The sequence below is a fragment of the Nocardia miyunensis NBRC 108239 genome (assembly GCF_001613065.1).
Classification (GTDB): Bacteria; Actinomycetota; Actinomycetes; order Mycobacteriales; family Mycobacteriaceae; genus Nocardia; species Nocardia miyunensis.
The window spans coordinates 46951-71127 of record NZ_BDBQ01000013.1; the positions used below are offsets into that span (position 1 = coordinate 46951).

General features: G+C 67.5%; 25 protein-coding genes. 19 read left to right on the top strand and 6 right to left on the bottom strand.

Going from position 1 to position 24177, the window contains the following annotated elements:
- Nucleotides 1–210 precede the first annotated feature (210 nt).
- Genes NM2_RS06795 through NM2_RS06805 form a run of 3 tightly spaced genes read left to right on the top strand, consistent with a single transcriptional unit; the run spans nucleotide 211 to nucleotide 3626 of the window.
- Nucleotides 211–2361: a phosphocholine-specific phospholipase C gene (locus NM2_RS06795; RefSeq protein WP_084530591.1), complete on the top strand. Its 2151-nt coding sequence runs from the start codon at nucleotides 211–213 to the stop codon at nucleotides 2359–2361.
- A gap of 60 nt (nucleotides 2362–2421) precedes the next feature.
- Nucleotides 2422–3225, top strand: coding sequence for an isoprenyl transferase (locus tag NM2_RS06800; protein ID WP_067665419.1), 804 nt, complete (start codon nucleotides 2422–2424; stop codon nucleotides 3223–3225).
- Nucleotides 3222–3626 (top strand): hypothetical protein, encoded by a 405-nt coding sequence (locus NM2_RS06805; RefSeq protein ID WP_067665422.1) that lies wholly within the window; start codon nucleotides 3222–3224, stop codon nucleotides 3624–3626. Before NM2_RS06800 ends, NM2_RS06805 begins: the two co-directional genes overlap by 4 nt.
- 12 nt (nucleotides 3627–3638) lie before the next feature.
- Here NM2_RS06805 and NM2_RS06810 read toward each other — a convergent pair whose 3' ends face one another.
- The 3 genes from NM2_RS06810 to NM2_RS06820 all read right to left on the bottom strand — a co-directional run bounded on the left by NM2_RS06810 (nucleotide 3639) and on the right by NM2_RS06820 (nucleotide 6323).
- Entirely contained in the window at nucleotides 3639–4064 is a 426-nt protein-coding gene (locus NM2_RS06810; RefSeq protein WP_067665425.1) for a Fur family transcriptional regulator, read from the bottom strand.
- 3 nt (nucleotides 4065–4067) lie between these two features.
- Entirely contained in the window at nucleotides 4068–4517 is a 450-nt protein-coding gene (locus tag NM2_RS06815) for an ArsR/SmtB family transcription factor (protein ID WP_439956850.1), read from the bottom strand.
- A gap of 114 nt (nucleotides 4518–4631) precedes the next feature.
- On the bottom strand, nucleotides 4632–6323 hold the full coding sequence (locus tag NM2_RS06820; RefSeq protein ID WP_218025866.1) for a GMC oxidoreductase: 1692 nt from the start codon (nucleotides 6321–6323) through the stop codon (nucleotides 4632–4634).
- A gap of 439 nt (nucleotides 6324–6762) precedes the next feature.
- Between NM2_RS06820 and NM2_RS06825 the strand changes: the two genes are divergently transcribed.
- The 9 genes from NM2_RS06825 (at nucleotide 6763) to NM2_RS06860 (ending at nucleotide 16079) form a co-directional block, all read left to right on the top strand.
- Nucleotides 6763–8154, top strand: coding sequence for a glycine--tRNA ligase (locus NM2_RS06825; protein WP_067665428.1), 1392 nt, complete (start codon nucleotides 6763–6765; stop codon nucleotides 8152–8154).
- 89 nt (nucleotides 8155–8243) lie between these two features.
- Nucleotides 8244–9164: an NADP-dependent oxidoreductase gene (locus NM2_RS06830; protein ID WP_067665431.1), complete on the top strand. Its 921-nt coding sequence runs from the start codon at nucleotides 8244–8246 to the stop codon at nucleotides 9162–9164.
- A 102-nt stretch (nucleotides 9165–9266) separates the two neighbouring features.
- Nucleotides 9267–9428 carry a hypothetical protein gene (locus NM2_RS48735; protein ID WP_157120915.1) on the top strand — a complete coding sequence of 54 codons (162 nt, stop codon included), beginning with the start codon at nucleotides 9267–9269 and terminating at the stop codon, nucleotides 9426–9428.
- Between the two features lie 45 nt (nucleotides 9429–9473).
- The gene (locus NM2_RS53350) at nucleotides 9474–10772 is read left to right on the top strand and encodes an ABC transporter ATP-binding protein/permease (RefSeq protein WP_084530552.1); all 1299 of its coding nucleotides are present in this window, start codon (nucleotides 9474–9476) and stop codon (nucleotides 10770–10772) included.
- A gap of 477 nt (nucleotides 10773–11249) precedes the next feature.
- Nucleotides 11250–12449, top strand: a complete 1200-nt coding sequence (locus NM2_RS06840; RefSeq protein ID WP_084530553.1) for a sensor histidine kinase — start codon at nucleotides 11250–11252, stop codon at nucleotides 12447–12449.
- 73 nt (nucleotides 12450–12522) lie between these two features.
- Entirely contained in the window at nucleotides 12523–13137 is a 615-nt protein-coding gene (locus NM2_RS06845) for a response regulator transcription factor (protein ID WP_245717897.1), read from the top strand.
- 102 nt (nucleotides 13138–13239) lie between these two features.
- A complete protein-coding gene (locus NM2_RS06850) occupies nucleotides 13240–13914 on the top strand; it encodes an MBL fold metallo-hydrolase (protein WP_169816112.1) in 675 nt (224 codons plus the stop codon).
- 166 nt (nucleotides 13915–14080) lie between these two features.
- Nucleotides 14081–14773, top strand: a complete 693-nt coding sequence (locus tag NM2_RS06855; protein ID WP_067666150.1) for a YdcF family protein — start codon at nucleotides 14081–14083, stop codon at nucleotides 14771–14773.
- Between the two features lie 16 nt (nucleotides 14774–14789).
- Nucleotides 14790–16079 carry a deoxyguanosinetriphosphate triphosphohydrolase gene (locus NM2_RS06860; RefSeq protein WP_067665440.1) on the top strand — a complete coding sequence of 430 codons (1290 nt, stop codon included), beginning with the start codon at nucleotides 14790–14792 and terminating at the stop codon, nucleotides 16077–16079.
- Nucleotides 16080–16204: 125 nt separating this feature from the next.
- Here NM2_RS06860 and NM2_RS53355 read toward each other — a convergent pair whose 3' ends face one another.
- Nucleotides 16205–16621: a hypothetical protein gene (locus NM2_RS53355; protein ID WP_157120917.1), complete on the bottom strand. Its 417-nt coding sequence runs from the start codon at nucleotides 16619–16621 to the stop codon at nucleotides 16205–16207.
- Between the two features lie 456 nt (nucleotides 16622–17077).
- Between NM2_RS53355 and dnaG the strand changes: the two genes are divergently transcribed.
- Nucleotides 17078–19009: a DNA primase gene (gene dnaG / locus NM2_RS06870; protein WP_067665446.1), complete on the top strand. Its 1932-nt coding sequence runs from the start codon at nucleotides 17078–17080 to the stop codon at nucleotides 19007–19009.
- A 108-nt stretch (nucleotides 19010–19117) separates the two neighbouring features.
- Here dnaG and NM2_RS06875 read toward each other — a convergent pair whose 3' ends face one another.
- Complete coding sequence (locus NM2_RS06875) at nucleotides 19118–19363, bottom strand: hypothetical protein (RefSeq protein ID WP_067665449.1); 246 nt, start codon at nucleotides 19361–19363, stop codon at nucleotides 19118–19120.
- 272 nt (nucleotides 19364–19635) lie between these two features.
- Here NM2_RS06875 and NM2_RS06880 point away from each other — a divergent pair, with 272 nt between their 5' ends.
- The 4 genes from NM2_RS06880 (at nucleotide 19636) to NM2_RS06890 (ending at nucleotide 22977) form a co-directional block, all read left to right on the top strand.
- The gene (locus tag NM2_RS06880) at nucleotides 19636–21414 is read left to right on the top strand and encodes a cutinase family protein (protein WP_067665452.1); all 1779 of its coding nucleotides are present in this window, start codon (nucleotides 19636–19638) and stop codon (nucleotides 21412–21414) included.
- A gap of 84 nt (nucleotides 21415–21498) precedes the next feature.
- Nucleotides 21499–22080: a Uma2 family endonuclease gene (locus tag NM2_RS06885; RefSeq protein WP_067665455.1), complete on the top strand. Its 582-nt coding sequence runs from the start codon at nucleotides 21499–21501 to the stop codon at nucleotides 22078–22080.
- Nucleotides 22081–22131: 51 nt separating this feature from the next.
- Nucleotides 22132–22293: a hypothetical protein gene (locus NM2_RS48740; protein WP_157120918.1), complete on the top strand. Its 162-nt coding sequence runs from the start codon at nucleotides 22132–22134 to the stop codon at nucleotides 22291–22293.
- Between the two features lie 132 nt (nucleotides 22294–22425).
- On the top strand, nucleotides 22426–22977 hold the full coding sequence (locus tag NM2_RS06890; protein ID WP_067665459.1) for a YaeQ family protein: 552 nt from the start codon (nucleotides 22426–22428) through the stop codon (nucleotides 22975–22977).
- Nucleotides 22978–22981: 4 nt separating this feature from the next.
- Here NM2_RS06890 and NM2_RS06895 read toward each other — a convergent pair whose 3' ends face one another.
- Nucleotides 22982–23443, bottom strand: coding sequence for a PPOX class F420-dependent oxidoreductase (locus NM2_RS06895; protein WP_067665462.1), 462 nt, complete (start codon nucleotides 23441–23443; stop codon nucleotides 22982–22984).
- Between the two features lie 114 nt (nucleotides 23444–23557).
- On the opposite strand from NM2_RS06895, the gene NM2_RS06900 reads away from it, so the two are divergent.
- Both NM2_RS06900 and NM2_RS06905 read left to right on the top strand, forming a co-directional pair.
- Entirely contained in the window at nucleotides 23558–23860 is a 303-nt protein-coding gene (locus NM2_RS06900; RefSeq protein ID WP_067665465.1) for a hypothetical protein, read from the top strand.
- Between the two features lie 8 nt (nucleotides 23861–23868).
- Complete coding sequence (locus NM2_RS06905) at nucleotides 23869–24054, top strand: transposase (protein WP_067665469.1); 186 nt, start codon at nucleotides 23869–23871, stop codon at nucleotides 24052–24054.
- Nucleotides 24055–24177: the final 123 nt, after the last annotated feature.

Consider the following 24177-nt stretch of genomic DNA (forward strand, 5'->3'; position numbering starts at 1 on the left):
GGTCGCTGCCTACCGCGCCGCCGTGACCTGCGGGAAACGGGAGCCGGAACAGTCGGTGTCGCCGTTCACCGGACCGGTGGGCCGAATTCATCGGGGTGGCCGTCCGCGGGTAACCGCCAGTCCCTTTTCGCTTGCGACCATTTCGTCACCGGGAGCCACCCAGGGATCGGCGAGGACTGCTCGTCCACCGAATGTATGGGGGATCAGCCGATGAACCGAACATCCGGAACGACGCGCCGTACGGTACTCGGCGGCTTGATGGGCGCGGCGGGACTCGCCGGGATCGGCGCGAGGCCCGGCCGGGCGGCTCCCGTGCGGGCCGCACCGCACCGCGGCAGTCTCGACGACGTGCGGCACGTGGTGATCCTCATGCAGGAGAACCGCTCCTTCGACCATTACTTCGGCACCATGGCCGGGGTCCGGGGCTTCGGCGACCCCACCGCGCTGCGCTCGTCGGCCGGACGTGCCGCCGCGGGTGGGTCGGGTGCGCGATTCGCCGGTCGTGGCGTGGGCAGTGTGCTGCCGGGCCCGGCCCCGAGACATCCGGGCACGGTCCTGGCCCAGCCCGATACCGGCAGCGGTATCGGCTACCGGTTGCCGTTCCGGATCGATACCCACGTCGTGGACGGCCAGGACATGTCGGATCTGAAGCACGACTGGGCCTCGACCCATCGGGCCTGGGCGGGTGGCGCGTACGACGGGTGGGTCGCGGCCAAGTCGGCCATGACGATGGGCTACTTCACCGAGGCCGACATCCCGTTCCATCGGGCCCTGGCCAGGGCGTTCACACTGTGTGACCACTACTTCTGCTCGATCCAGGGCCCGACGACGCCGAACCGGCTCTATCACTGGACCGGGACCATCGACCCCGAGGGCCGCCGGGGCGGGCCCGCGACCGACAATCCGCCCGACTACCGGCCGGTCTTCGATTGGACGACCTATCCCGAACGTCTGGAGCAGGCGGGAGTGTCCTGGCAGGTCTACGCCGACGACGTCGCCGGGGACACCGATCAGATGTTCCTCGGCGATTTCGGTGACAATCCGCTGTGGCTGTTCCGGGCGTATCACGAGGCGCTCAACTCCGAGGATCCCGCGGTGCGGCGGCTGGCCGATCGCGCCAACGTCACCGGCAGTTGGCCGCTGGCCACCGACGAGAACGGCAGGAGCATCGATTACGTTCTGCGGCAATTCATTTCGGCCTGCCGGACGCATTCTCTGCCGCAGGTCTCCTGGATCGTCGCGCCGCAGGGATACAGCGAACATCCCGCGGCGCGGCCGGTGGACGGCGAAGCCTACGTCCAGCGGGTGCTGCAGGCGCTGTGGGCGGATCCGGAGCTGTGGCGCTCGACGGTGCTGCTGATCAATTTCGACGAGAACGACGGATTGTTCGATCATCTGGTCCCCCCGACCGCGCCGCCCGGCACGCCGGGGGAACAGTTGCCGCTCGCCCAGACCGGCGCCGGGGTCGCGGCCCGCGACGACGCTCGTGGTGCGCTGACGCCGATCGGGCTCGGGCCGAGGGTGCCGATGATCGTGGTCTCGCCGTGGAGCCGCGGGGGATGGGTCGATTCGCAGGTGTTCGATCACACCTCGGTGCTGCGGTTCCTCGAACAGTGGACCGGGGTGCGCGAGCCGAATATTTCGGCCTGGCGGCGGGCGGTCTGCGGAGATCTGCTCAGCTGCTTCGATTTCGAGAATCCGGATACCAGCATCCCGTCACTGCCGAATGCGAAAGCCCTGCGCGCACAGGCTGATCGGACCCAATCGAAATTGCCCACGCCCGCGCCACCAGTGAAACAGGCAGTGCCGCACCAGGATCCGGGACATGCGAAGGCGCGACCGCTGCCGTATCAGCCGATCGTGTGGGCCGAGGCGTCCGGGGCGAAGCTCACTCTGCATCTGGCCAATCAGGGGCGGGAGGCGATCGCGTTCCAGGTGTATGCCTTCGGGGCCGAAGGGGGTGCGCGGGTGAGTCAGATCGTCGTCGGTGCGGGTGGGGCGATGTCTCGGGAGATCGCCTGGTCCGGGAGCTACGACGTCGAGGTGTATGCGCCGAACGGGTTCCGGTTCTCGGCGGCGGGGGGACCGGAGGGGCTCGGGGTCGCGGTGTCGGCGGCGCTGAGCGGTACGGCCGCGACGCCGGTGCTGGTGGTGAGCGTCCGGAATGCGACGCCGACGCCGGTCACCTTCCTCGTCGGGGACGCCGACCGCGTCACCGTGTCGCCGGGCGAGGTGCGCGAACTTCCGGTCCCGGCCTCGGACGGCTGGTACGACCTGACCCTGACCGGGACCGGACCCGCCACCTGGTCCCGCCGATTCACCGGTCATCTGGAGAACGGGCGACCCAGCCGGACCTGGTGAGTCTCGGGAAATTCCCCCAGGCGTTCGGAACCACCGGGGCGCATCGGGCAGGATGGGGGCGTGATCGGTAATCGCACCCAGAACGCTGACGCGCCGCCCATTCGCACGATTCGCCCGCCGTCGCCGCATCCCTCGGGGGAGCGGCCGCCGCAGATCCCGGCCGAATTCGTGCCTCGCCACGTGGCGCTGGTGATGGACGGCAACGGACGCTGGGCGCAGGATCGCGGCCTGCCGCGCACCGCGGGCCACGAGCGCGGCGAGGCGGTGCTGATGGACACCGTCGAAGGATGTATCGAGATCGGCGTGAAATGGCTGTCGGCCTATGCCTTCTCGACCGAGAACTGGCGGCGCAGCCCCGAGGAGGTGCGCTTCCTGATGGGGTTCAACCGCGACGTGATCCGCCGCCGCCGCGACGAGATGCACGAGATGGGTGTGCGGGTGCGCTGGGCCGGGCGGCGACCGCGGTTGTGGCGCAGCGTGATCAAGGAGTTGGAGATTGCCGAGAAACTCACCGAGGACAACACGGTGATGACGCTGACCATGTGCGTCAACTACGGCGGTCGCGCCGAAATCGTCGATGCGGCAAGGGAAATCGCGCGTCGTGCGGCCGCGGGCGAACTGGATCCCGAACGGATCAGCGAGGCCAGTTTCGCCAAGTACCTGGACGAGCCCGATATGCCGGACGTGGATCTGTTCCTGCGGCCCTCGGGTGAGTTGCGCAGTTCGAACTTCCTGATCTGGCAATCGGCATACGCCGAATTCGTCTATCAGAACACGCTTTTCCCGGATTTCGATCGCCGCGATCTGTGGGCCGCCTGCCTGGATTACGCCAAGCGCGACCGCCGGTTCGGTGGCGTCAAATGAGCGAGGACATCACCACGGACCTCGAGGCGCGGGCCGGGGCCTGCCTGGCCCACTACGGCAGCATCGACGTGCGCGTCGAGGAGAAGGCCCTGGGTTTCGAATACGAGGGCGCGCTGTGCTCGCTGCGCGCGGTGAATCTGGCCCCCGGCCTGGACGTACTCACCCTCACCGCCGTGCTGGCCTGGGATCGTCCGCTCAAGGCCCAGCTGCACAAGCGCGTCGCAGACCGCAACAACGCCCTGCAGTTCGGTTCGCTGACGGTGATCGGCCACGAGAAGCTGGCCGATGTCATCCTGCGCTACACCTTCCCGGCCGCGGGTCTCGGCGACGAGGCCCTGGCGACGATGTTGCTGCTGGTCCTGTCCGGCGCGAGCCGAGCCCGGCAGGGGCTGGTTCCCTGACCGGTACGGGGATCAGCGTCCGGCCGCGGCGCAGTCGCAGCAGGTGCCGAAGACCTCCATGGTGTGGCTGATATCGGTGAAGCCGTGCTGCCGCGCGACGGTCTGTGCCCACGCCTCCACGGTCGGGCCCTCGACCTCCACGGTGCGCCCGCAGTGGCGGCACACCAGGTGATGGTGGTGTCCCTGGGAGCACTGCCGGTACACCGATTCGCCTGTGTCCGTGCGCAATACGTCGACCACGCCCGCGTCCGCCAGCGATTGCAGGGTGCGGTACACCGTGGTCAGGCCGATGCCCTCGCCACGGCGGCGCAACTCGTCGTGTAGGTCCTGGGCGGACCGGAACTCTTCGGTATCACCCAGCAGCGCCGCGATGGCGCTGCGCTGGCGGGTACTGCGAACTCCGACGATCTTGTCTGCCGTGCCCGTCTTGTCCGGCACTTGTCACCCTTCCTCGGCATGTGCGACCGCATCGACGACGATGCGGGCGAGATGGTCGTCCACCAGCTCGTAGATCACTTCGCGCCCGGTGCGCTCGCCGCGCACCACCCCCGCCGACTTGAGAATGCGAAGATGCTGGCTCACCAGCGGCTGCGTCACCCCCAGGGTATCGACCAGCTCGTGCACGCAGCGCGGCGACTCGCGCAGCTGCAGGACGATGGCGATCCGCACCGGCGCGGCCAGCGCGCGCAGCAGCTCACCCGCACTGTCCAGCACCGGCCGCGTGGGCACGGCGGGCGCGAGCGGCGCGCGATACGGAAACGGGTCGTGCGGGATCGGGGTGGGCGCTTCCGCGACGCGGCTGCGACGTGCGGGCACACCGCCTTCGCGCGCTGGGGCACCACTCTCGGACGTCATAGCATCCAACTCCTTATCGGAAACCGATGCCATTATTGATATGCACAGGTGCGCATGTCAACTCTCGACGGATGTGGCGGCCGGAGAAATGTGCGAAGCGACCACGTTCCCCGTCGGAAAGTGGTCGCTTCGCATGCGGGTCGCCGGGATTCAGATCCGCCCGGCCTGCTTCGCGTGCAGCCTGCCGGAGGCGTGCTCGTTCGCGATGTACTCGCAGGCGCGTGCGGTGAGCGCCATGATCGTCAGCGTCGGGCCGACCGCGCCGTTGGTCACGTAGGAGCTGGCGTCGGTGACGAACAGGTTCGGCACGTCCCAGGTCTGGTTGTAGGAGTTCAGCACCGACGTCGTGGGGTCCTCGCCCATTCGGGCGCCGCCGCACTCGTGAATCGCCGCGCCCATCGCCATGCTCTTCTTGAACGAGAGGATGAAGATGGCCCGGCGGATCGGGTCGGCGTCGGGCCAGACCTTCCTCGAGTCCAGGCCGAGCGCGGAGCCGGCGAAGTTGACCGTGTATCCGCTCGCCTCGGCCATCTCCCGAAGACCGCTCACCTGGGCACGCATCAGGGCGCGCTCGTTGTCGGTGATCCGCAGCCGGATCTGCGGGATCGGGATACCCCAGCGGTCTTTCCGGCGCGGGTGCACGCTGACCCGGTTGTCCCGGTACGGCAGCATCTCGCCGAAGCCCATCAGACCGACCGTGCCGGGGGCTCCCTCGGGAACCGGGATCCGCCCGACGGTGCCCTGCACGGCCCAGCCGTGCTTGAAGTCGGGGTTGGTTGGCCCGCCGACGTTGTCGAACTGCGGGATGTAGACGCCGCCGACCGGCGGGTAGTACGGGTCCGCGGGCGCCGGGTCGATGGTCTCGTAGCCGGGGTGCTTCGTGTCGCCGCCGAACAGCAGGCTCGGAGTCTGATCCATGAAGTACCGCCCGAGCAGCCCCGAGGAGTTGGCCAGCCCGTCGGGGTGATCGTCGGTGGCGGAATTAAGCAGCAGCCGAACCGATTCGATGGTCGAGGCGCACAGCACCACCGCGTCCGCGTGGACGCGGTGCTCCTGCTTGGTGAGCCGGTCGATGAAGACGACGCCGTCGGCCATGCCGGTGTTCCGGTCGACGGTGACCCGGCTGACCAGGGCGTTGGTGCGGGTGGTGAGACGGCCGGTCGCGCGCGCGGCGACGATGCCCAGCGGCACCCGGTGCGGATTCGGGGCGGCGTACCGCCAGGGGATGACGTGCCTGCTCTGCCAGCGTTCCTCGACGGTGGCCTTGAACTCCTTCTCCGTCTCGGTCAGCAGCGACGGGCCCCGATACCTGCCGTCGGGAAGGTTCGCGATGCCCTCCTCGGTTCCGTAGATGCCGTGGAACTCCTCCACCCGGTCGTAGTACGGGGCGAGGTCCGCGTAGGAGATCGGCCAATCGTCATCGGCGATGCCGAGGCTCTTGCCCTTGAACTCGTGGTCCGACGCGCGCAGCAGCACCCGGCCGTAGGAGTGCAGGCGACCGCCGAGTTGCTGGCCTCGGATCCACAGGAAACCGTCGCCCTTGGTGGAGTAGGGCTGGGCGAGGTCGTTGACGAGGAATTTGTTCTTCTGCTCCTGGAACATCGCCCGCCGCGCCTGGACATGCTGCCCCTTGAGACCGGCCCGGACCCTGCCGTTGAGGTCGATGCTCATCGCGGCCGGCGGTTTCGGCGGCGGGGGAACGAAGTCGGCCTCGGTGATGTCGCGCCCGGCTTCGATGAGAAGCACGTCCAGACCGCGCTCGGTGAGTTCTTTCACAGTGGTGCTGCCCGCCGCTCCGGATCCGACGACTAGGACGTCGTAGTGCTTGTCGTTGATACTCATCAGGTGATCTTTCTGATCGCAGAGTCGGAGGGGCTCTCCCGTCTCCGTTCGAGCAGCGGAAGAAGATGCTCCGATGGATCCGCAAAATATTCGGAATCCGAACGTTATTGTCGAATGAGGCCTCACGATATCAAATAATTCGACTAATTACCAAGGCAACTGGGCGAGATTATTTGAGATATGAATGATCGAGCTGTTGATCCCGCTTTGTTCAGCGGCTGATATCACTGGATCGGCCACTGATAGTTCGGTATCTGAACGATGTGGTGCCGTCAGGTGTCGGCAGCGATCCGCGAAAGGACCGAGGCGCCCCGGCGATGACCTGGCCTGCCGACGCCACCCGGTGCGGCCGGTGGATACTGCCTCGCCTCGGTCGAGGTTCGCCCGATACTCTGGGGCGAATCAGACCGATCACCAGTGCAGAGGGAGAGCTCCAGTCGTGGCACCCAAGTCGAAGGTCGACACCGTCGCCAATCTCGCCAAGCGTCGGGGCCTGGTCTACCCGAGCGGTGAGATCTACGGAGGTACCCGGTCGGCGTGGGACTACGGGCCGCTGGGCGTGGAGCTCAAGGAGAACATCAAGCGGCAGTGGTGGCGGGCCATGGTCACCGGCCGCGACGACGTGGTCGGCCTGGACTCCTCGATCATCCTGCCGCGTCAGGTGTGGGTCGCCTCGGGCCACGTCACCGTGTTCAACGATCCGCTGGTGGAATGCCTGAACTGCCACAAGCGGCACCGGCAGGACCACCTGCAGGAGGCGTACGCCGAGAAGCACAAGATCGACGACTCGGACAGCGTGTCCATGGAACTGATCTCGTGCCCGGACTGCGGCACCGTCGGCAAGTGGACCGAACCGCGCGACTTCAACATGATGCTCAAGACCTACCTCGGCCCGATCGAATCCGAGGAGGGCCTGCACTACCTGCGGCCCGAGACCGCGCAGGGCATCTTCGTCAACTACAAGAACATCGAGACCACCGCGCGCAAGAAGCCGCCGTTCGGCATCGCGCAGATCGGCAAGAGCTTCCGCAACGAGATCACCCCGGGCAACTTCATCTTCCGCACCCGCGAGTTCGAGCAGATGGAGATGGAATTCTTCGTCAAGCCGGGTGAAGACGAGCAGTGGCACCAGTACTGGATCGACACGCGCCTGGCCTGGTACACCGACCTGGGCATCGATCCGGAGAACCTGCGGCTGTTCGAGCACCCGAAGGAGAAGCTCTCGCACTACTCGACCCGCACGGTCGACATCGAGTACCGCTTCCACTTCCAGGGCAGCGAGTGGGGTGAACTCGAGGGACTGGCCAACCGCACCGACTTCGACCTGAAGACGCATTCGGAGCATTCGGGCGTGGATCTGAGCTTCTACGACCAGAATTCGGGCGAGCGCTACATCCCGTACGTGATCGAGCCCGCGGCCGGTCTGACCCGCTCGCTGATGGCCTTCCTCATCGACGCCTACACCGAGGACGAGGCGCCCAACGCCAAGGGCGTCATGGAGAAGCGCACCGTCCTGCGCCTGGACCGTCGCCTGGCCCCGGTGAAGGCCGCGGTACTTCCGCTCTCGCGCAATGCGGATCTGTCGCCGAAGGCGAAAGACCTTGCGGCGCAACTACGTAAGAACTGGAACATCGATTTCGACGATGCCGGGGCGATCGGCCGCCGCTACCGTCGCCAGGACGAGATCGGCACGCCGTTCTGCATCACCGTCGACTTCGACACGCTCGAGGATCAGGCGGTGACTGTGCGCGAGCGCGATTCGATGGCGCAGGAGCGCATCGCCCTGGATCAGGTCGAGGGTTATCTGGCTCAGCGTCTGCTCGGGGCCTGAGCGTTCGGCCGGGCCCGAATCCGCGGGAAATATCGGGCCGGTAGGTGCTGTTCGGTTACGTCGTAGACGTCGCAGACAGGAGATGCACCATGGCGCAGGTAGTCAGGTTCGACCGGTACGGGGATGTCGACGTACTGGACGTGGTCGAGGCGCCGGATCCGGTGGCGGGTCCGGGCCAGGTCGTCGTCCAGGTGGTCGCGGCGGGAATCAACCCCGGGGAGGGCAAGATTCGCAGCGGCCTGCTGCACGAGGTCTTTCCCGCGACGTTCCCCTCCGGGCAGGGTAGTGACCTGGCCGGCCGGGTGGTCGGGATCGGCGAGGGCGTGAGCGGGGTCGCCGTCGGTGACGAGGTTCTGGGCTTCACCAACGAGCGCGCGAGTCATGCGACGCATGTGGTGGTGCCGGTCGAACAGGTCGCGCCCAAACCCGCCGGCCTGTCCTGGGACGTGGCCGGATCGCTGTTCGTGGCCGGGACGACCGCCTTCGCGGCGGTGCGTTCGGTGCGCCCCGAGGCCGGTGACACGATCGTGGTGTCCGGTGCGGCCGGTGGTGTGGGTTCGCTTGTGGTGCAACTACTCCGGGCTCGGGACGTCACGGTGATCGGCATCGCCGGTACCGGGAATCACGAGTGGCTGCGGTCGCTGGGGGTGACTCCGGTGACCTACGGCGACGGTCTGGCCGATCGGATCCGGGCCACCGCGCCCGACGGCGTGGACGCGTTCATCGATCTCTACGGGCCGGACTATGTCGAGCTGGCGATCGAGCTGGGCGTGCAGCCGGACCGCATCGATACCATCGCCGATTTCGCCGCCGTGGCGAAGTACGGGGTCAAGGCCGAGGGCAACGGTGCGGCCGACACCATCGATGTGGTGTCCGAACTGGCCGATCAGGTCGTCGCGGGGAAGCTCGAGGTGCCGGTCGCGGCGGTCTATCCGCTCGCCGATGTGCGCGCAGCCTTCACCGAACTCGAGCACGGGCACACGCACGGGAAGATCGTCCTGCATCCCTGACCGGTGTTCGCGCACAGGTGATTCGGCTGCGCTGTAGTCCGATGATGTTGTGCTCGTAGGGATCTGTGCCGGATCGCTGCCGCGGCGCTGTGCGGATCGAACGTGGCGCTGAACATCGTCGTGGAGGTCGCGGGATATTCGGTCACCTGCTTGCGGGTGATCGGCGCCGTCCTCGCGTTGCCGCTGCCGATGGTGCCCGCGGCGCGGCGGTGGGGTGGCTCGGAGGTGGACCGGGCCATGACAGATGTCATGGGGGAGTCGTGACGGACGGCGGAGGTGTCACATCCCCGCGCGCCGCAGACTCGGATCATGACATCAGCACTCACCTCCGGGACGGCGCACCGGACCGCCGCACCGGCGATCGAGATTCGCGGTCTGCGCAAGACCTTTCGCACCTCCGCCGGGCCGGTCCGCGCGGTCGACGGGCTCGACCTGGTCGTCGCGCCGGGTGAGGTCGTCGCCCTCCTCGGGCCCAACGGCGCGGGCAAATCCACCACCATCGATATGCTCCTGGGCCTGCTGCGCCCCGACGAGGGCCGGATCGGCGTCTTCGGCGGCACGCCCGATCAGGCCATCGCGGCGGGCCGGATCTCCGCGGTTCTGCAGACCGGCGGGCTGCTGCCGGATCTGACCGTCGCGGACACCGTGCGGCTGGTCGCGAGCCTGCACAGCCATCCGCGTCCGGTCACCGAGGTGCTCGTGCGCGCGGGCATCGACGGTATCGCCGGGCGGATGGTGGGCAAATGCTCCGGCGGCCAGCAGCAGCGGCTGCGATTCGCGCTCGCGCTGCTGCCGGATCCGGATCTGCTCGTCCTCGACGAGCCGACCGCGGGCATGGATGTGGAGGGCCGGCGTCAGTTCTGGAACGCCATCCGCGCCGATGCCCGCGAGGGCCGCACGGTCGTATTCGCCACCCACTATCTCGACGAGGCCGACGCCTACGCGGACCGGATCGTGCTGGTGCGCAACGGAACCGTGGTGGCCGACGGCAGCGCGTCGGCGATCAAGAACCTCGCCGCCGGGCGCGTAGTATCCGCCGCCATGGTGTCGATGGCGCTCTACGGCGCCATGCTGTGCACCACCAGCGGCGGCGCGACGGTCGCCGTGGAGCGCGCGTCGGGCTGGAGCCGCCAGCTGCGGCTGACCCCGCTGCGGCCGATTCTCTACATCCTCACCAAGCTCATGCTCGCCATGCTGCTCGGATGCTGTTCCGTCACAGTGGTATTCATCGTCGGCGCGGTGCTCGGCGCGCATCTGACCGCGGTGGCGTGGGTGAGCTGCTTCCTCATCGTCTGGGCCGGATCGCTCATCTTCGCCGCCCTCGGACTGTTCCTGGGATATCTGCTGCCCGCGAGCAGCATCATGCAGATCCTCGGCCTGCTGCTGGCGATCCTGGGGTTCGCGGGCGGACTGTTCTTCCCGCTGCACGGCTGGCTCGGCGACCTCTCGCGAGCGTTCCCGACCAACGGCGTGGCCACCCTCGCCCGCATCCCGTTCGGCGGTTCGAGCGGGCTGGACATCGCCCTCGCGGTGCTGAACGTGGTGTTCTGGGCGGTGGCGTTCACCGTCGGCTCGACGATCCTGTTCCGCCGCGACACCGCCCGATGAGCATGCTCCGGCCGGTCCTCGCGGTCGCCCCCACCGAGGGATCGCCGATCGACTCGACGCCTGCCGAACGCGCTTGCGTGGAGTCCCGTATCCGGCGAACAGTTCCCGGTCCCGTTGCCGAGCGGTCCGGCCACCGCGCGCACGGCTGCGGCGGGAGTGGGTGCTGCCGATTTCCACCTCGACGAGAAACCATTGCGGTCGAGGGGATTCCGGCTCGCCTGGTCTGCTGTGTGGGCGACGAGCCCCGGCGCCGAGGCGGATCCGTCCGGCGGCTCGCGCGTGACGGTCGCTCGACCGCGGTTCGGTCGTTGCGCTGCATGGTGTGGTGCGGCCGGACACGGCGATTCGGAGTTCGAGGTGTTATCGCGCGCGTGGCGCCGGACCGTGGTCGTTCATGTACGAGCTGGTCCGGGGGTGCCTCGGCGGGGAGAGAGGCCCGGTGGCGCGGTGGATGGGTTAGCTTCGATGAATGATCGGATGCGTGGGGACCGGCGGGGGCTGCCGCCGGTGAGGTCCTGGTTCGCGGCGGCGGCGCGGCCGGTATCCGGCGTGCTGGATAGTTTCGCGCAGCTCGGCGCGTCCGACACGTCTCCGGTGCGCCGCGGTTGGTTCGGCGGGCTGATGGCCGCGGTATGGCTGTTCTGGCTGTTCGCGCCCATCGCCGAGCGCTGGAGCGAGGGCCAGCATGTGCGTGCGGTCGCCGCCGGGGTCTGCGTGGTGGTATTCGGTGTGTTGGTCGCGGTGTCGTTCATACTGTTCCCGCATCCGTCCTGGGACGGCGGGGCCCTGGAGCGTTCGTCGGATCGGCGGGCATGGCTGCTGCTGGGCGCGCTGGCGATGTTGAGCGCGGTGACGCTCGTGCTGCTGGGCGGGCCCGGCATCGCCACCCTGACGTACCTGGCCACCATGGCCGTATTCGTACTGCCCACAAGGGATTCCGCGCGCTTCGTCTTCTCCTTCGCGATCCTCATGATCGTCGTGCCCATGCTGGTGCCGCAGTGGCATCTCGGCGGCTTCCGGGTCTATCTCGCCGCGATCCCGGTCCTGATCTGGGGCGGGCGGGAGATCGGGCTGCGCAGGCAGCGCGGCATCGAACTGCGGCGGCGGCAGCGGGCCGAGCTGGCCATCGTCCAGGACCGCAACCGCGTCGCCCGCGACGTGCACGACATCCTCGGTCATTCGCTGACGGTGATCACGGTGAAAACCGAACTGGCGCTTCGCCTGATCGATCTCGATCCCGACCGTGCGAAGACAGAGATGGCCGATGTGGAACGGCTCGCGCGCGAGGCCCTGGCCGGTGTGCGCGATACGGTCGGCGGGTTGCGGGAGGTTTCGCTGGCCGGTGAGCTCGCCAACGTGCGAACCGCCTTGGGAGCGGCGGGAATCGAGGCGGAACTGCCCGAGGGCGACTTCAGCGACTACCGCCCGATCTTCGGCTGGGTGCTGCGCGAGGCGGTGACCAATGTCGTGCGGCACAGCGCCGCATCACGCTGCACGGTGCGGGTCGGCCCATCGCGCATCGAGGTGATCGACGACGGCACCGGATTGCGGCAGGATGCCGAATTCGGTTCGGGCCTGGCCGGATTGCGTGAACGGGTCCGCGCGGAGGGCGGCGCGCTCACGCTCGCCGCGGCCCTCGGCGGCGGCCTGCGGGTGACCGCGGACTTCCCGGAATGACCACCGCGCGAACGGGTTACGGTACATGCGACGGGGGATCGGAAGGAGGACTGCCGATGTGCGGCGAACGGAGGTGGCCGCGGTGATCCGTCTGCTGCTGGCCGACGATCAGGCCCTGGTGCGCGGTGCGCTGGCGGCACTGCTCGGGCTCGAATCCGATCTCGAGGTGGTCGCGGAGGTCGGCCGCGGTGACGAGGTCCTGGCCGCGGTCGAGCGCAGCTCACCCGACGTGGTGCTGCTGGACGTGGAAATGCCCGGGGCGGACGGGATTTCGGTGGCCGCGCAGCTGCACGCGAGCCATCCAGAGGTGCGAATCCTGATGGTCACCACGTTCGGGCGTCCGGGGTATCTGCGTCGCGCGATCGACGCGGGGGCGAGCGGATTCGTCGTGAAGGACACGCCCGCAAGGGAATTGGCGGATGCGGTGCGGCGGGTGCATCTCGGACTGCGAGTGGTCGACCCCGCCCTGGCCACCGAAACCCTCACCTCGGGCACCTCACCCCTGACCGCTCGCGAACGCGAGGTGCTGGCCGCCGCGGCCGACGGGTCCACCGCGGGTGCGATCGCCGCTCGCCTGCACCTGTCCGAGGGCACGGTCCGCAATCACCTGTCCGCGGCCATCGGCAAGACCCGCACCAGGACCCGGGCCGAGGCGATCCGGGCCGCCGAAAGCCTGGGCTGGCTGTAGGGCGCGCGGCCGGCGTGGGTTTCGTGACACGCGCTCGGGCGAGCCCGTCCCGCCCGCGAGCTGAGCGGGCGCGTTGTCGGTGCCCATGGTTACGATCGAATCGTGATTACGCTGGACGCATACACCGGTCATGTCTCGCCGGGATCGAACCCGCAGCAGCGGGCCGTGCCGGGTGCGCGCATCGTCAAGATGTCCGTCGGCAAGATGGACAACAACGCCTACCTGGTGCAGGACACGGCGACCGGGGCCAGTCTGCTGATCGACGCGGCGAACGAGCCCGAGCGCCTGCTGGAACTGATCGGCCAGGAGGTCGCCGGGCGGCTCGAGCTGATCATCACCACGCATCAGCATCCGGATCACTGGTGGGGGCTCGAGGAGGTGGTCGCCGGGACGTCCGCGCCGACCGCCGCACACGAACTCGACGCCGAACCGCTGCCGGTCACCCCGGACAGGTTGCTCGTCGAGGGCGATACCGTCCGGGTCGGCGAGCTCACCCTGGAAGCGATCCATCTGCGCGGGCACACACCGGGTTCGGTGGCGCTGGTCCTGACCGACGGCGCCGGGCAGGTCCACCTGTTCACGGGTGATTCGCTGTTCCCGGGCGGTGTGGGGCGCACCACGTCGCCGGAGGATTTCGATTCGCTCTACGGTGACGTCACCACCAAGCTGTTCGATCGTTTCCCGGACGAGACGATCGTCTACCCGGGCCACGGCGACGACACCACCCTCGGCACCGAGCGTCCGCATCTGGGCGAATGGCGTGAACGCGGCTGGTAGACCCGAGTGCGCCGCACGCCTTCGCGGCCGGGCGTGAGAATGGCCACGGCTCCGCAGTCCCGCAGCGCTCGTGCGGACGCCCTGCCCTGCGATGGTCGATTCGCGATTCGTGGATCGTCGCTCGCGTCGCAACCTCGGCGTGATCGAACCCTGGCACACTCGTGGAATGTCCTGGGCCCCGACTCGTCCCGCACCGTCGCCCGCCGTCTCCATGGCCGTTCGTCCGCGCCGCGGATCGGCCGGACGCTGGGTGCGGCGTGTGATCGCGGGCAGCGTACTGACCGCGTTGGTGCTGATCGGGGGGACGGCGTTCCGGGTGTGGCAGGTGGCCCGGATCGACGACTACTCGCACGCCGACGCGATCCTCGTACTCGGCGCGGCGCAGTACGACGGGACACCGTCCTCGGTGTTCCAAGCGCGGCTCGGCCAGGCATACCGGCTTTTCGGGAAAGGTATTGCGCCACTGGTGATCACGGTCGGCGGCAAGCGTCCGGGCGACGAATACACCGAGGCCGGGGCGGGCAAGATGTATCTGACCGAGCACGGCGTTCCGGCCGATCACGTGCTCGCGGTGGAGACCGGTTCGGACACTCTGGAGAGTATCGATGCGGTCGCCGGCGCCATGCGCGCGCGGGATCTGTCGTCGGTGGTGCTGGTCAGCGACCCGTGGCATTCGATGCGCACCCGGACCATGGCACGCGACGCGGGGCTGGAGGCGTGGACCGCGCCCACCCGCACCGGCCCGGCGGTGTACACCCGAGAATCGCAGTTCCACGGCATCGCCCGCGAGACCGTTGCCCTGCTCTGGTACAAGCTGACCCACTTCCCCGCAGACTTCAAATACACTGCGGAGCAGTGATTTCCGAGGAGATGTGATGACCGGCGGCCTCCCGGGCGGATCTGCCGAGCGCGGCGCCGCGCAGGCATACAGCGCCGACGATCATGAGCGCATGGTGATCGAGTCCGCCAAGAGCGCGGGACTGAGCTGGTCACCGGTCGCCGAGCGGCGCAGCGATTTCGCCCGCGACCGCGCACGGGTCCTGCACTCGGCCGCACTGCGGCGTCTTGCGGACAAGACACAGGTCATGGGTCCGCGCGACGGTGACACCCCCCGCACCCGGCTCACACATTCGCTGGAAGTCGCCCAGATCGGTCGCAGTATCGGCGAGGAACTCGGCTGCGATCCGGACGTGGTGGACCTCGCCGGGCTGGCGCACGATATCGGCCACCCGCCCTACGGCCACAACGGCGAGCTCGCCCTGGACGAATTCGCCTCGGCCTTCGGCGGTTTCGAGGGCAATGCGCAGAATCTGCGCATCCTGACCCGGCTCGAACCCAAGGTGTTCGGCCCGGACGGGGAGAGTTTCGGGCTCAACCTGACCCGCGCCGCGCTGGACGCGACGATCAAATACCCTTGGGGCAGAACGGATTCGGTCCGCAAGTTCGGCGCCTACGCCGCGGATACGGACCGCCTGAAATGGGTCCGGCTCGATGCGCCGCCGCGACGGCAGTGCCTGGAATCGCAGGTGATGGACTGGTCCGACGACGTCGCCTACTCGGTGCACGACGTCGAGGACGGGGTGATCGCGGGCCGCATCGATCTGCGCGCCCTGGCCGACCCGGCCGAGCAGCGCGCGCTGGCCGAACTCGGGCATGCCCAGCATCGTGATCTGTCCATCGATGATCTGGTCGCCGCCCTGCAACGTCTGTCCGAATTGCCGGTGATCGCCGAGGCCGCCGGATACGACGGCACCCTGCGCGCCTCGGTGGCATTGAAGCGGCTCACCAGCGATCTGGTCGGGCGCTTCGCCACCGCCGCCGTGGCGGCCACCCGGGACGCCTGGGGCGGCCGTCGTCTCTCGCGCTACGCCGCGGATCTGGAGGTGCCGCCCATCGTCGCCGCCGAGGTCGCCATGCTCAAAACGGTTGCACTGCGCTATGTGATGTCCGATCCGGAACACAACAAGCGTCAGGTCGCCCAACGTGAGCGCATCCATCTGGTCGCCGACTACCTGCTGACCGATGCCCCGCGCACCTTGGACCCGGTCCTGCTGCCCTGGTGGAACGAGGTCGACGACGACGCGTCGCGTACCCGCGTCATCGTCGATCAGATCGCCTCCTACACCGAGAGCCGACTCGAACGAGTCGCCGCCGCGATCGGATAGCGGGACATCCTCGAATTCGGTTGTCGAAACAGATCTAACGATATTTTGCCGACAACATGATGAGCGCCCCGGAAGCATCCGGGGCGCTCATCAGCTGATTATTCTCGATATCCGATCCGGGTGGCTCAGAAGAATCCCGGGCCGCCCATATCCGGGCCGCCGAATCCGCCGAATCCGCCGCCGAATCCCATACCGCCCATGTGATGGTGGCCGAATCCGTCCATGAGGGTGTCGGCGAGCAGTACGCCACCGACGCCGGCCGCACCGGCGACGAGGGCGGTCTTCCACCACGGCGTGCTGTACCAGCCAGGTGAGACGGCACGGCCGCCGACCATGCCGCCGCTGTAGTAGTACGGCGTCGCGGTGCCCTGCTGGTTCGAGGCGATGTACTCGTTACCGTCGATGACCACGCGGTTCTGTGGCGGAACGGCATCTACGACATAGGGTGCGGGCTGCGGCCTCATCGCTCGTGACCGCCGCGTCATCGAGGCGATCAGAAATCCGGCCCCCACAGCGAGAGCGAGCAGAATCAAAAGCCCCATCGTGAAACCTTTCTCCATGTTCAGGTCGATACGTGCAATATTGGCGACCGAATATGGGCGCAATGCATGACCTGCCTGTGAAAGAGCTGTACTTCTCGCCGCACTTCTCGAACACCGAGAGCTGGGTCACTCAGATAACTCACAGTTCGGCCCAATAGTCCACCAATCCGAGAAGCCGAAGCTGGATTTCGGCAGCACGGATCACGCAAAGTGATGATCCGCAATCCCGACAGAGAAGGTAAATAAAATGTTCCACGTCTGGCAGAACTTCAACGACTTCTTCCACCCCTTCGTCAACAACTTCCACCAGGGCTGGTTCGGGGGCTGGCGCCGCTGACCCACCCCGATGATGCCGACCGAGCCGGTCGTCAGGCGAGCAGCGCCCCCTCCCGAGCGCCGCACCCCGCCGACGACCGGCTCCGGTGTTTCCGTCGCGCACCGCTAGACTCGGAACCCGTGGCCGGTAGACTTCCTGATCGCGATATCGCGGCAATTCGTGAGCGAGTGCGGATCGAGGATGTCGTGGGGGAGTACGTCGCGCTGAAGCGGGCGGGGGCCGATTCGCTGAAGGGACTGTGCCCGTTCCACGACGAGAAGTCGCCGTCGTTCCACGTGCGGCCCAATCACGGTCTGTTCCACTGCTTCGGCTGTGGTGAGGGCGGCGATGTGTTCGCCTTCCTGCAGAAGATGGAGCACGTCGGATTCGTCGAGGCCGTCGAGCAGATGGCCGACCGGATCGGCTACAAGATCAACTACGAGGGCGGCGGGACCTCGGTGCAGCGCGATCGCGGCACCCGCTCGCGGCTGGTCGCGGCCAATGCCGCGGCGCACGAGTTCTACATCGCGCAGTTGCGTGAGCCCGAGGCCGAGACCGCACGCAAATACCTCACCGATCGGCAGTTCGACACCGCGGCCTGGCAGCAGTTCGGCTGCGGCTACGCCCCCGGCGGCTGGGATACCCTGACGAAACACCTGCTGCGCAAGGGTTTCAACGTCAAGGAGCTCGAGGCGGCGGGTCTGTCCAAGCCGGGGCGGCGCGGGCCGATCGATCGGTTCCACCGGCGGCTGCTGTGGCCGATCCGCAATCTCGGCGGGGAGGTCATCGGCTTCGGCGCGCGGCGGCTGTTCGATGACGACCAGATGACCGCCAAGTACATCAACACCTCGGAAACGTTGCTGTACAAGAAGTCTCAGGTGCTGTTCGGCCTCGACCACGCCAAGCGGGAGATCGCCAAGGGGCGTCAGGTGGTGGTCGTGGAGGGCTACACCGACGTGATGGCGATGCATATGGCCGGGGTGAAAACGGCTGTTGCGTCCTGCGGTACGGCCTTCGGCGGCGAACATCTGTCGTTGCTGCGCCGCCTGCTGATGGACGACACCTGGATGAGCGGTGAGTTCATCTACACCTTCGACGGTGACGAGGCCGGTCTGGCGGCCGCGCAGAAGGCGTTCGCGGGCGATCAGAAGATCGCCATGCAGACCTACATCGCCATCGCGCCCGACGGCCAGGATCCGTGCGAATTGCGCCAGCGCTCGGGCGATGCGGCGCTGAAGGATCTGGTCGCGCGCCGGATCCCGCTGTTCGAGTTCATCGTGAAGGGCTATCTCGCGCAATACGATCTGGACTCCGCGGAGGGACAGGTCGAGGCGCTGCGGCGCACGGTGCCCGTGGTCGCGCAGATCACCGACAACGCGTCTCGCAAGGCCTATGCCACCCGCCTGGCGGGCTGGATCGGCTGGGACGACATCCAGATGGTGGTGCGCCGGGTCGGCGACGAGGCACGGCGCAATCGCACGCAGGGCAACGGATCATCGCCCGGCGCGCGCCGGGCCGGCGGGGTGGCTCCGGCGGCGCAGCCCGCGGCCGAACGTTCCGCGGCTCCGCTGAATCCGAACGATCCAACGCTGCTGCCGCAACGTCAGGCACTGGCCGCCGCCCTGCAGTATCCGGCGCTGGCCGGCCCGGCGTTCGATGCGATCGAGCCGGAGGCGTTCACGCACCCCACCTACCTCGCCGTGCGGTCCGCGATCACCGAGGCCGGGGGGACCTCCGCCGGAATCGGCGGCGCCGAATGGGTCGCGCGGGTCGCCGATCACACCGACGACCTCACCCTGCGGGCGCTGGTCTCCGAACTGGCCGCGCTGCCGTTGCCGATCAAATCGATCGATGACGTCCAGCGCTTCATCACCGGCGTGCTCGCGCGCACCCAGGAGGCGTGGGTAGGGCGTCAGGTCGCGGAGCTGAAGTCGAAACTGCAGCGCATCTCCTCGACCGAGCAGCCCGAGGCGTACATGGCCCTGTTCGGCGATCTGGTCGCGCTCGAGCAGTACCGCAGGAGCCTGCAGGCTCAGGCGATGGGGAATTCGGGCGACTTCGCCGTCAACTGATCCTGCGGCACCCGGTCGGACAGGGCCCGCGCGCAGGGGAATTGGTTGCGGTTCGCGTGAGCCCTGGACAACTCGCCGATACGCGTTGCGCGGTGCCGGCGGACCGCCTCAGCCGCGCAGCTGGTCGTGCGGTACCAGGATCGTGGTGTGCTCGTCGATCGGTTCCATGGGCTCGAGCTTGGGCTGCGTGCTGAGCTTGTCGGACAGTTTCTGACGGCCGACCTGGACGAGCTTGCGGGTGACCGGGCTCTCGGTGATTGCGCGCGTGGTCTTGCTGATCTGCTCGTAGCGGACCCGTCCGGCCTTCGCGCCGAGTACGTACCCGGCCGCTATACCGATGATCAACCGCAACATGTGCTCGAGCTCCCTCCAATTGCCTGTCCCGCGCCGTACATCCTGCCCGACGTCCGGCTGCGCTGTCGATCCGGCACCGGGCCGGGGGTGTGCGTGCCGACCACACGATGCCACAGGGGTACGACAGGAATCGTGGCATCCCGCTGGCATCCGGATTTCGGCCGGTCGTCCGGTCCGCGTAACGCCCGCAGCCTCCGTGACGACGTTCCGTATGGCACATGGTCCTCGGGGAGACCGGTTCCTGCACTAGTCACTCCGGAATGGGATCGGGCATGGCATCTCGTGAATTCTGGGCGCGTAAACGTAGATTCGTTGTGCGCCACCGTATTACGGCAGCGGTCGCCGCGCCTGTGATTTTGGGCACCACCGTCGCCGTCGCGGTCGCGGTACTGCCGGACGCCGGTCCGCGCACGGCCGCGCCGCGGCTGCTCTCGTCGGTCACCGACTGCCACGACATGGTGACCATCTCGGTCGCCGGGCGCAACGACAGTCCGTCGGCGAGCACGACCAAACTGCTGGTCGGAGCGGATGGCAAGGAGTTGCCCGCCGCGCAGTCGGACGACTATCACAGCCAGTGGGTCGATCCGGTGGTCAACGCGCCGAACGGCAAGGTCGACAAGGGCTCGTACGCCGCGGTCTACATCTCCTACCCCGCGAACATGAACAGTTACGAGGACGCGGTGAACGCGGGCGTGGCGAATACCGAGAAGGTGATGGAGCAGATCAAACAGGCTTGTCCCGCAACCAAATTCGCGATTGTCGGCTACAGCGAGGGCGCGGACGTGGTGCGCCGGGTGGCCATGCAGGTCGGCCATCAGGAGCCCGCGAAGGACGGCACCTACGCCATCGTCGATCCGGCAAAGGTGACCGGTGTGGTCATTCTCGCCGATGCGGGTCGGTCCGCCGGTGACGGGCCGTTCCCGGGCGCGCAGAATCCCTACGGCAACCCCGACGGCTTCGATCAGAAGTATCAGAACGGCACCACGCCGATCTCCGGTCAGGGCGCGCTGCCGGACAACAGCGGCGATTTCGGTTCGCTCGGCGGCAAGGTCGCCTCGTTCTGCTCGGAGGGCGATCTGACCTGCGCGGCGCCGCAGAACATCTCGCTGCTGCAGTTGGCGGCCAACGTCGGGCGGCAGCTGAACGTGGACGCGTTGCAGGCCAACGGGCTCACCCCCGCGACCGGACAGGACGTCGCGACCGTGCTGGGGCGCATCGGCTACAACGCCTTCGAATACATCCGGTCCCAGCCGAATTGGATGGCCGGCAAGGAAACTCTGCTCCAGGTGCTGCTGAAGGTGTCCGCCCCGGAGTACAAGCCCGGACAGCAGCAGGCGGATCCCGCTCCGGCGCAGTCGATCTCGACCGATCAGCTGGCCCCGCTGGCCTATCTGCCGCAGAAGGTGTTCAACGAGGTGGTCGGCCTGATCGTTACCAACCAGAACACGATTCCCGTGATCCTGAGCGATCCGTACCAGCTCACCCTCGGCCCGAACGGCACCGGCCACCACTTCGACTACTGGCGGGATTCGAACACCGCCGACGGAAAGCCCCTGACCTCCGCCGAATACGCCGCCGCCTGGCTCACCCACCTGGCCCAGCAGGCCCAGGCCGGAGAACAGGTCGACACCACCGCCAAGCCCACCTCCACCGACGTCGCCGCCGCCTACAAGGCCGCCGCCGAAACCCAGGCCGCCGAATCCCAGGCCGCCGCGACGACCACGACGCCTCCCACCACAACCAGCCCCGCGACAACGACTACCGCGGTCACACCCGCCGCGACGACGACCTCGGCCACCCCCACGACAACAGCGACCCCGACAACCACAACGACTTCAACCCATCCCGTCCCGGCGACCACCACCCCGGCAATCACGGAGTCCAAGGCCCCCGAGCCCAAGCTCACCGAAGTCGCCCGCCCCACGCAAACCCCGGCGTCAACCACCCCATCACCAACCGAAACCCCCACCGCGACAACCACACCGAAGGAAACCCCGGCAACCGTCTCCGCAACCCGACCGAAGGAACCAGCAACAGCGAGCGCCCACTGATCGCAACGCGAGCCACGTCCGAAGGGGTCACGTGAATACAGACAGGTATCCGTCGCCGGTGCCAGAACTCGGTACGCTCATGGCATGACGATCCAGTCGGTGGATTCGCTGCCGCACGAGATGACCGAAGAGCAGTACAGAAGTCTGCCCGAGGCGGTCGCGCGCGGCATCGAGGTGGTCCACGGACATGTGATCGTCTGCGAATCCCCTTCACCCGAGCACAACCGAATCGCCCGCCGTATGGCGAACACCCTCGAATCCCTGCCCTCCACCGAGCCGTGCGTCAGGGTCGACACCGATATCGATGTGGTGTTGTGGCGGGTACCGAGGTTCACGTTCCGCCGACCCGATGTCGTCGTGTATCGCGGCTTGGACGAGCCCGGCGCGAAGCCGGAGGCGCACGATGCGCTCATCGTGGTCGAGGTCGCCTCGCCGTCGACCGCGGCCGAGGATCTGCTCGACAAGAAGGTGCAGTACGCCCGCGTGGGAATACCGCTGTACCTGGTGGTCGTACTCGATGTGAAATATCGGATCGCCGAGGTGCTGGAATTCCGGCTGGACGCTCATGCCCGTGAATATCGCCTACATCGAATGCATCGTGAGGGATCAGTGCAGCTGGAGCACGTGGTCATCGGCCAGATCCTGTTCGAGGAGCTCATTCGGTAATCGCCCGCAGGACGGGGGCGTGAAGGAACGCGCGGCGGAGGAAGGTGAGGTATGAGCAGCTTCAGCAAGTGGGACAGGGATGCGTACCGTAAGCGGGTCGGCGCGGACGAGGCCGCGCGCAGGCGCGGTGCGATCATGGCCGAGCAGTGGGGGTACCAGCTGGCCGAAGAGGCAAGCTCGAATTACTGGCCGACATCGGTGGACACCTGCTGAGGATGCCCGCGAATCCGGCCGCATAGCCGCCCGTTTCATACAGCTCGGTGGTTCTTCTACCGGCCTGGCGGGGCGGGAGGCCATGGGCGCGGGGAATCCGCAGGCGGCGGTCGGGGCTAAGCTCGGGGACTTGTGGCACTCGGAGCAACTCTGCATACGTTCGCGGTCCAGCTGGCAGATGTGGATCGGGGGATCTACGAGGACTTCGAGTTGCGGGTGGCGCGGCATCCGTCGGAGACGGCCGAATTCATGGTGACCCGGGTGCTGGCGTACTGCCTCGAGTACGAGGAGGGGATCTCGTTCAGTGACGGCGGGGTGTCGTCCACCGATGAACCCGCGGTGCTGGTGCGTGATCTCAGCGGGCGGATGACCGCCTGGATCGAGGTCGGCGCACCCGATGCCGATCGCCTGCATCGCGGCAGCAAATCGGCCGATCGGGTGGCGGTGTACACCCATCGCGATCCGGTGAAGGTGCTGGCGGCGTTGTCCGGCAAGCGAATTCACCGCGCGGCGGAGATTCCGGTATACGGCGTCGAGCGCGCGGTCGTGGATTCCGCGGTCGCCGCGCTCGACCGCCGCAATACCGTCGGGGTGTCGGTCACCGAACGGGTGCTCTACCTGGATCTCAACGGCGTCACGCTGAGCACGCCGATCGCCGAGCATCGGATCGAAGGGCCGGCCTGACCGGTCAGGAATCCTTCGGCGGCGGGAACCCGCCAGTGGCGACCGGCCCCCAGCGTTCGATGCGGATGCGGATGAGGGATTTGTTCTGCCGGGCCATGGCCTCGCGGTACTCGTCCCAGTCGGGATGTTCGCCGGAGATGCAGCGGAAATATTCGACCAGACCGTCCAGCGCGTCGGGCATGTCCAACACTTCGGCACGTCCGTCGACCTGGACGTACGCATCGTTCCACTCGTCGGACAGCACGCAGATCGACACCTGCGGATCCCGCCGCGCGTTGGCGGTCTTGGCCCGTCCCGGATAGGTCGACACCACGATCCGTCCCTCGGCATCGACGCCGCAGGTCACCGGCGACATCTGCGGACTCCCGTCGGTGCGGGAGGTGACCAGCACACCGCGGTGCCGCGGCCGCAGGAACTCCAGCAGCGCGGCCAACTCGACACGATCGGCAGTAGCGATACGGGGCATACGGTGATTCTCCTAGATGGTTCGAATCGGAACCTTCATCATGCCCCGCTACGCAACAGCGTTTCGTCCGGGCGGATCTTCCGGCCCTCGGCGAGCGCATGCCATGCTGGCACCGTGCGGTCGGAATCAGCGGAGATACTGGAGATCATCGACCACGTGCTGCGGATCATCCGGACCGTCCCGCAGGATCTGTTGTGGCAGAACAGATATGCGGACGAAGCCGAGCTCGCCGCCGAACTGAGCGAACTCGCCGCACGGATCCGCCGGGGTGACCCGAGCGCCCTGGCTGACCTGCGCTACCTGTTCCTGCCGACCGGCCCGCTGTGCGAGATCGCGGCGAGCAGCGGCTGGCTGGAGACGTACACAACCCTGGGCAACCGGTTCGACGAACTACACGGCCGACTGCGCTGGATCTGACCGCCTGGATGCGAACGCTTGCCCCGGCCGATCACGACGCACGCCGGTGGGAACCGAAAACCCTTCGGCTGCTGCTGTTCTCGATCCCTGCCCGCCTCGCACGCCATGCCCGGCGAACCCACCTGCGCCTGCCGGACCACCACCTCTGGACCGGCCTCGCGCTCACCGCGCCGACCCGTCTGCAACCGGGCTGACCAGCACATCACCCCTGTGAAAGATCGAGGCTAATTCCAAGCTGGGACTTACGGTTAACCTAGCTTTCGCCGGTTGGGTGATCATCGGAACATTCCCTACTTGGAAAGGTGTTTCCATGACAC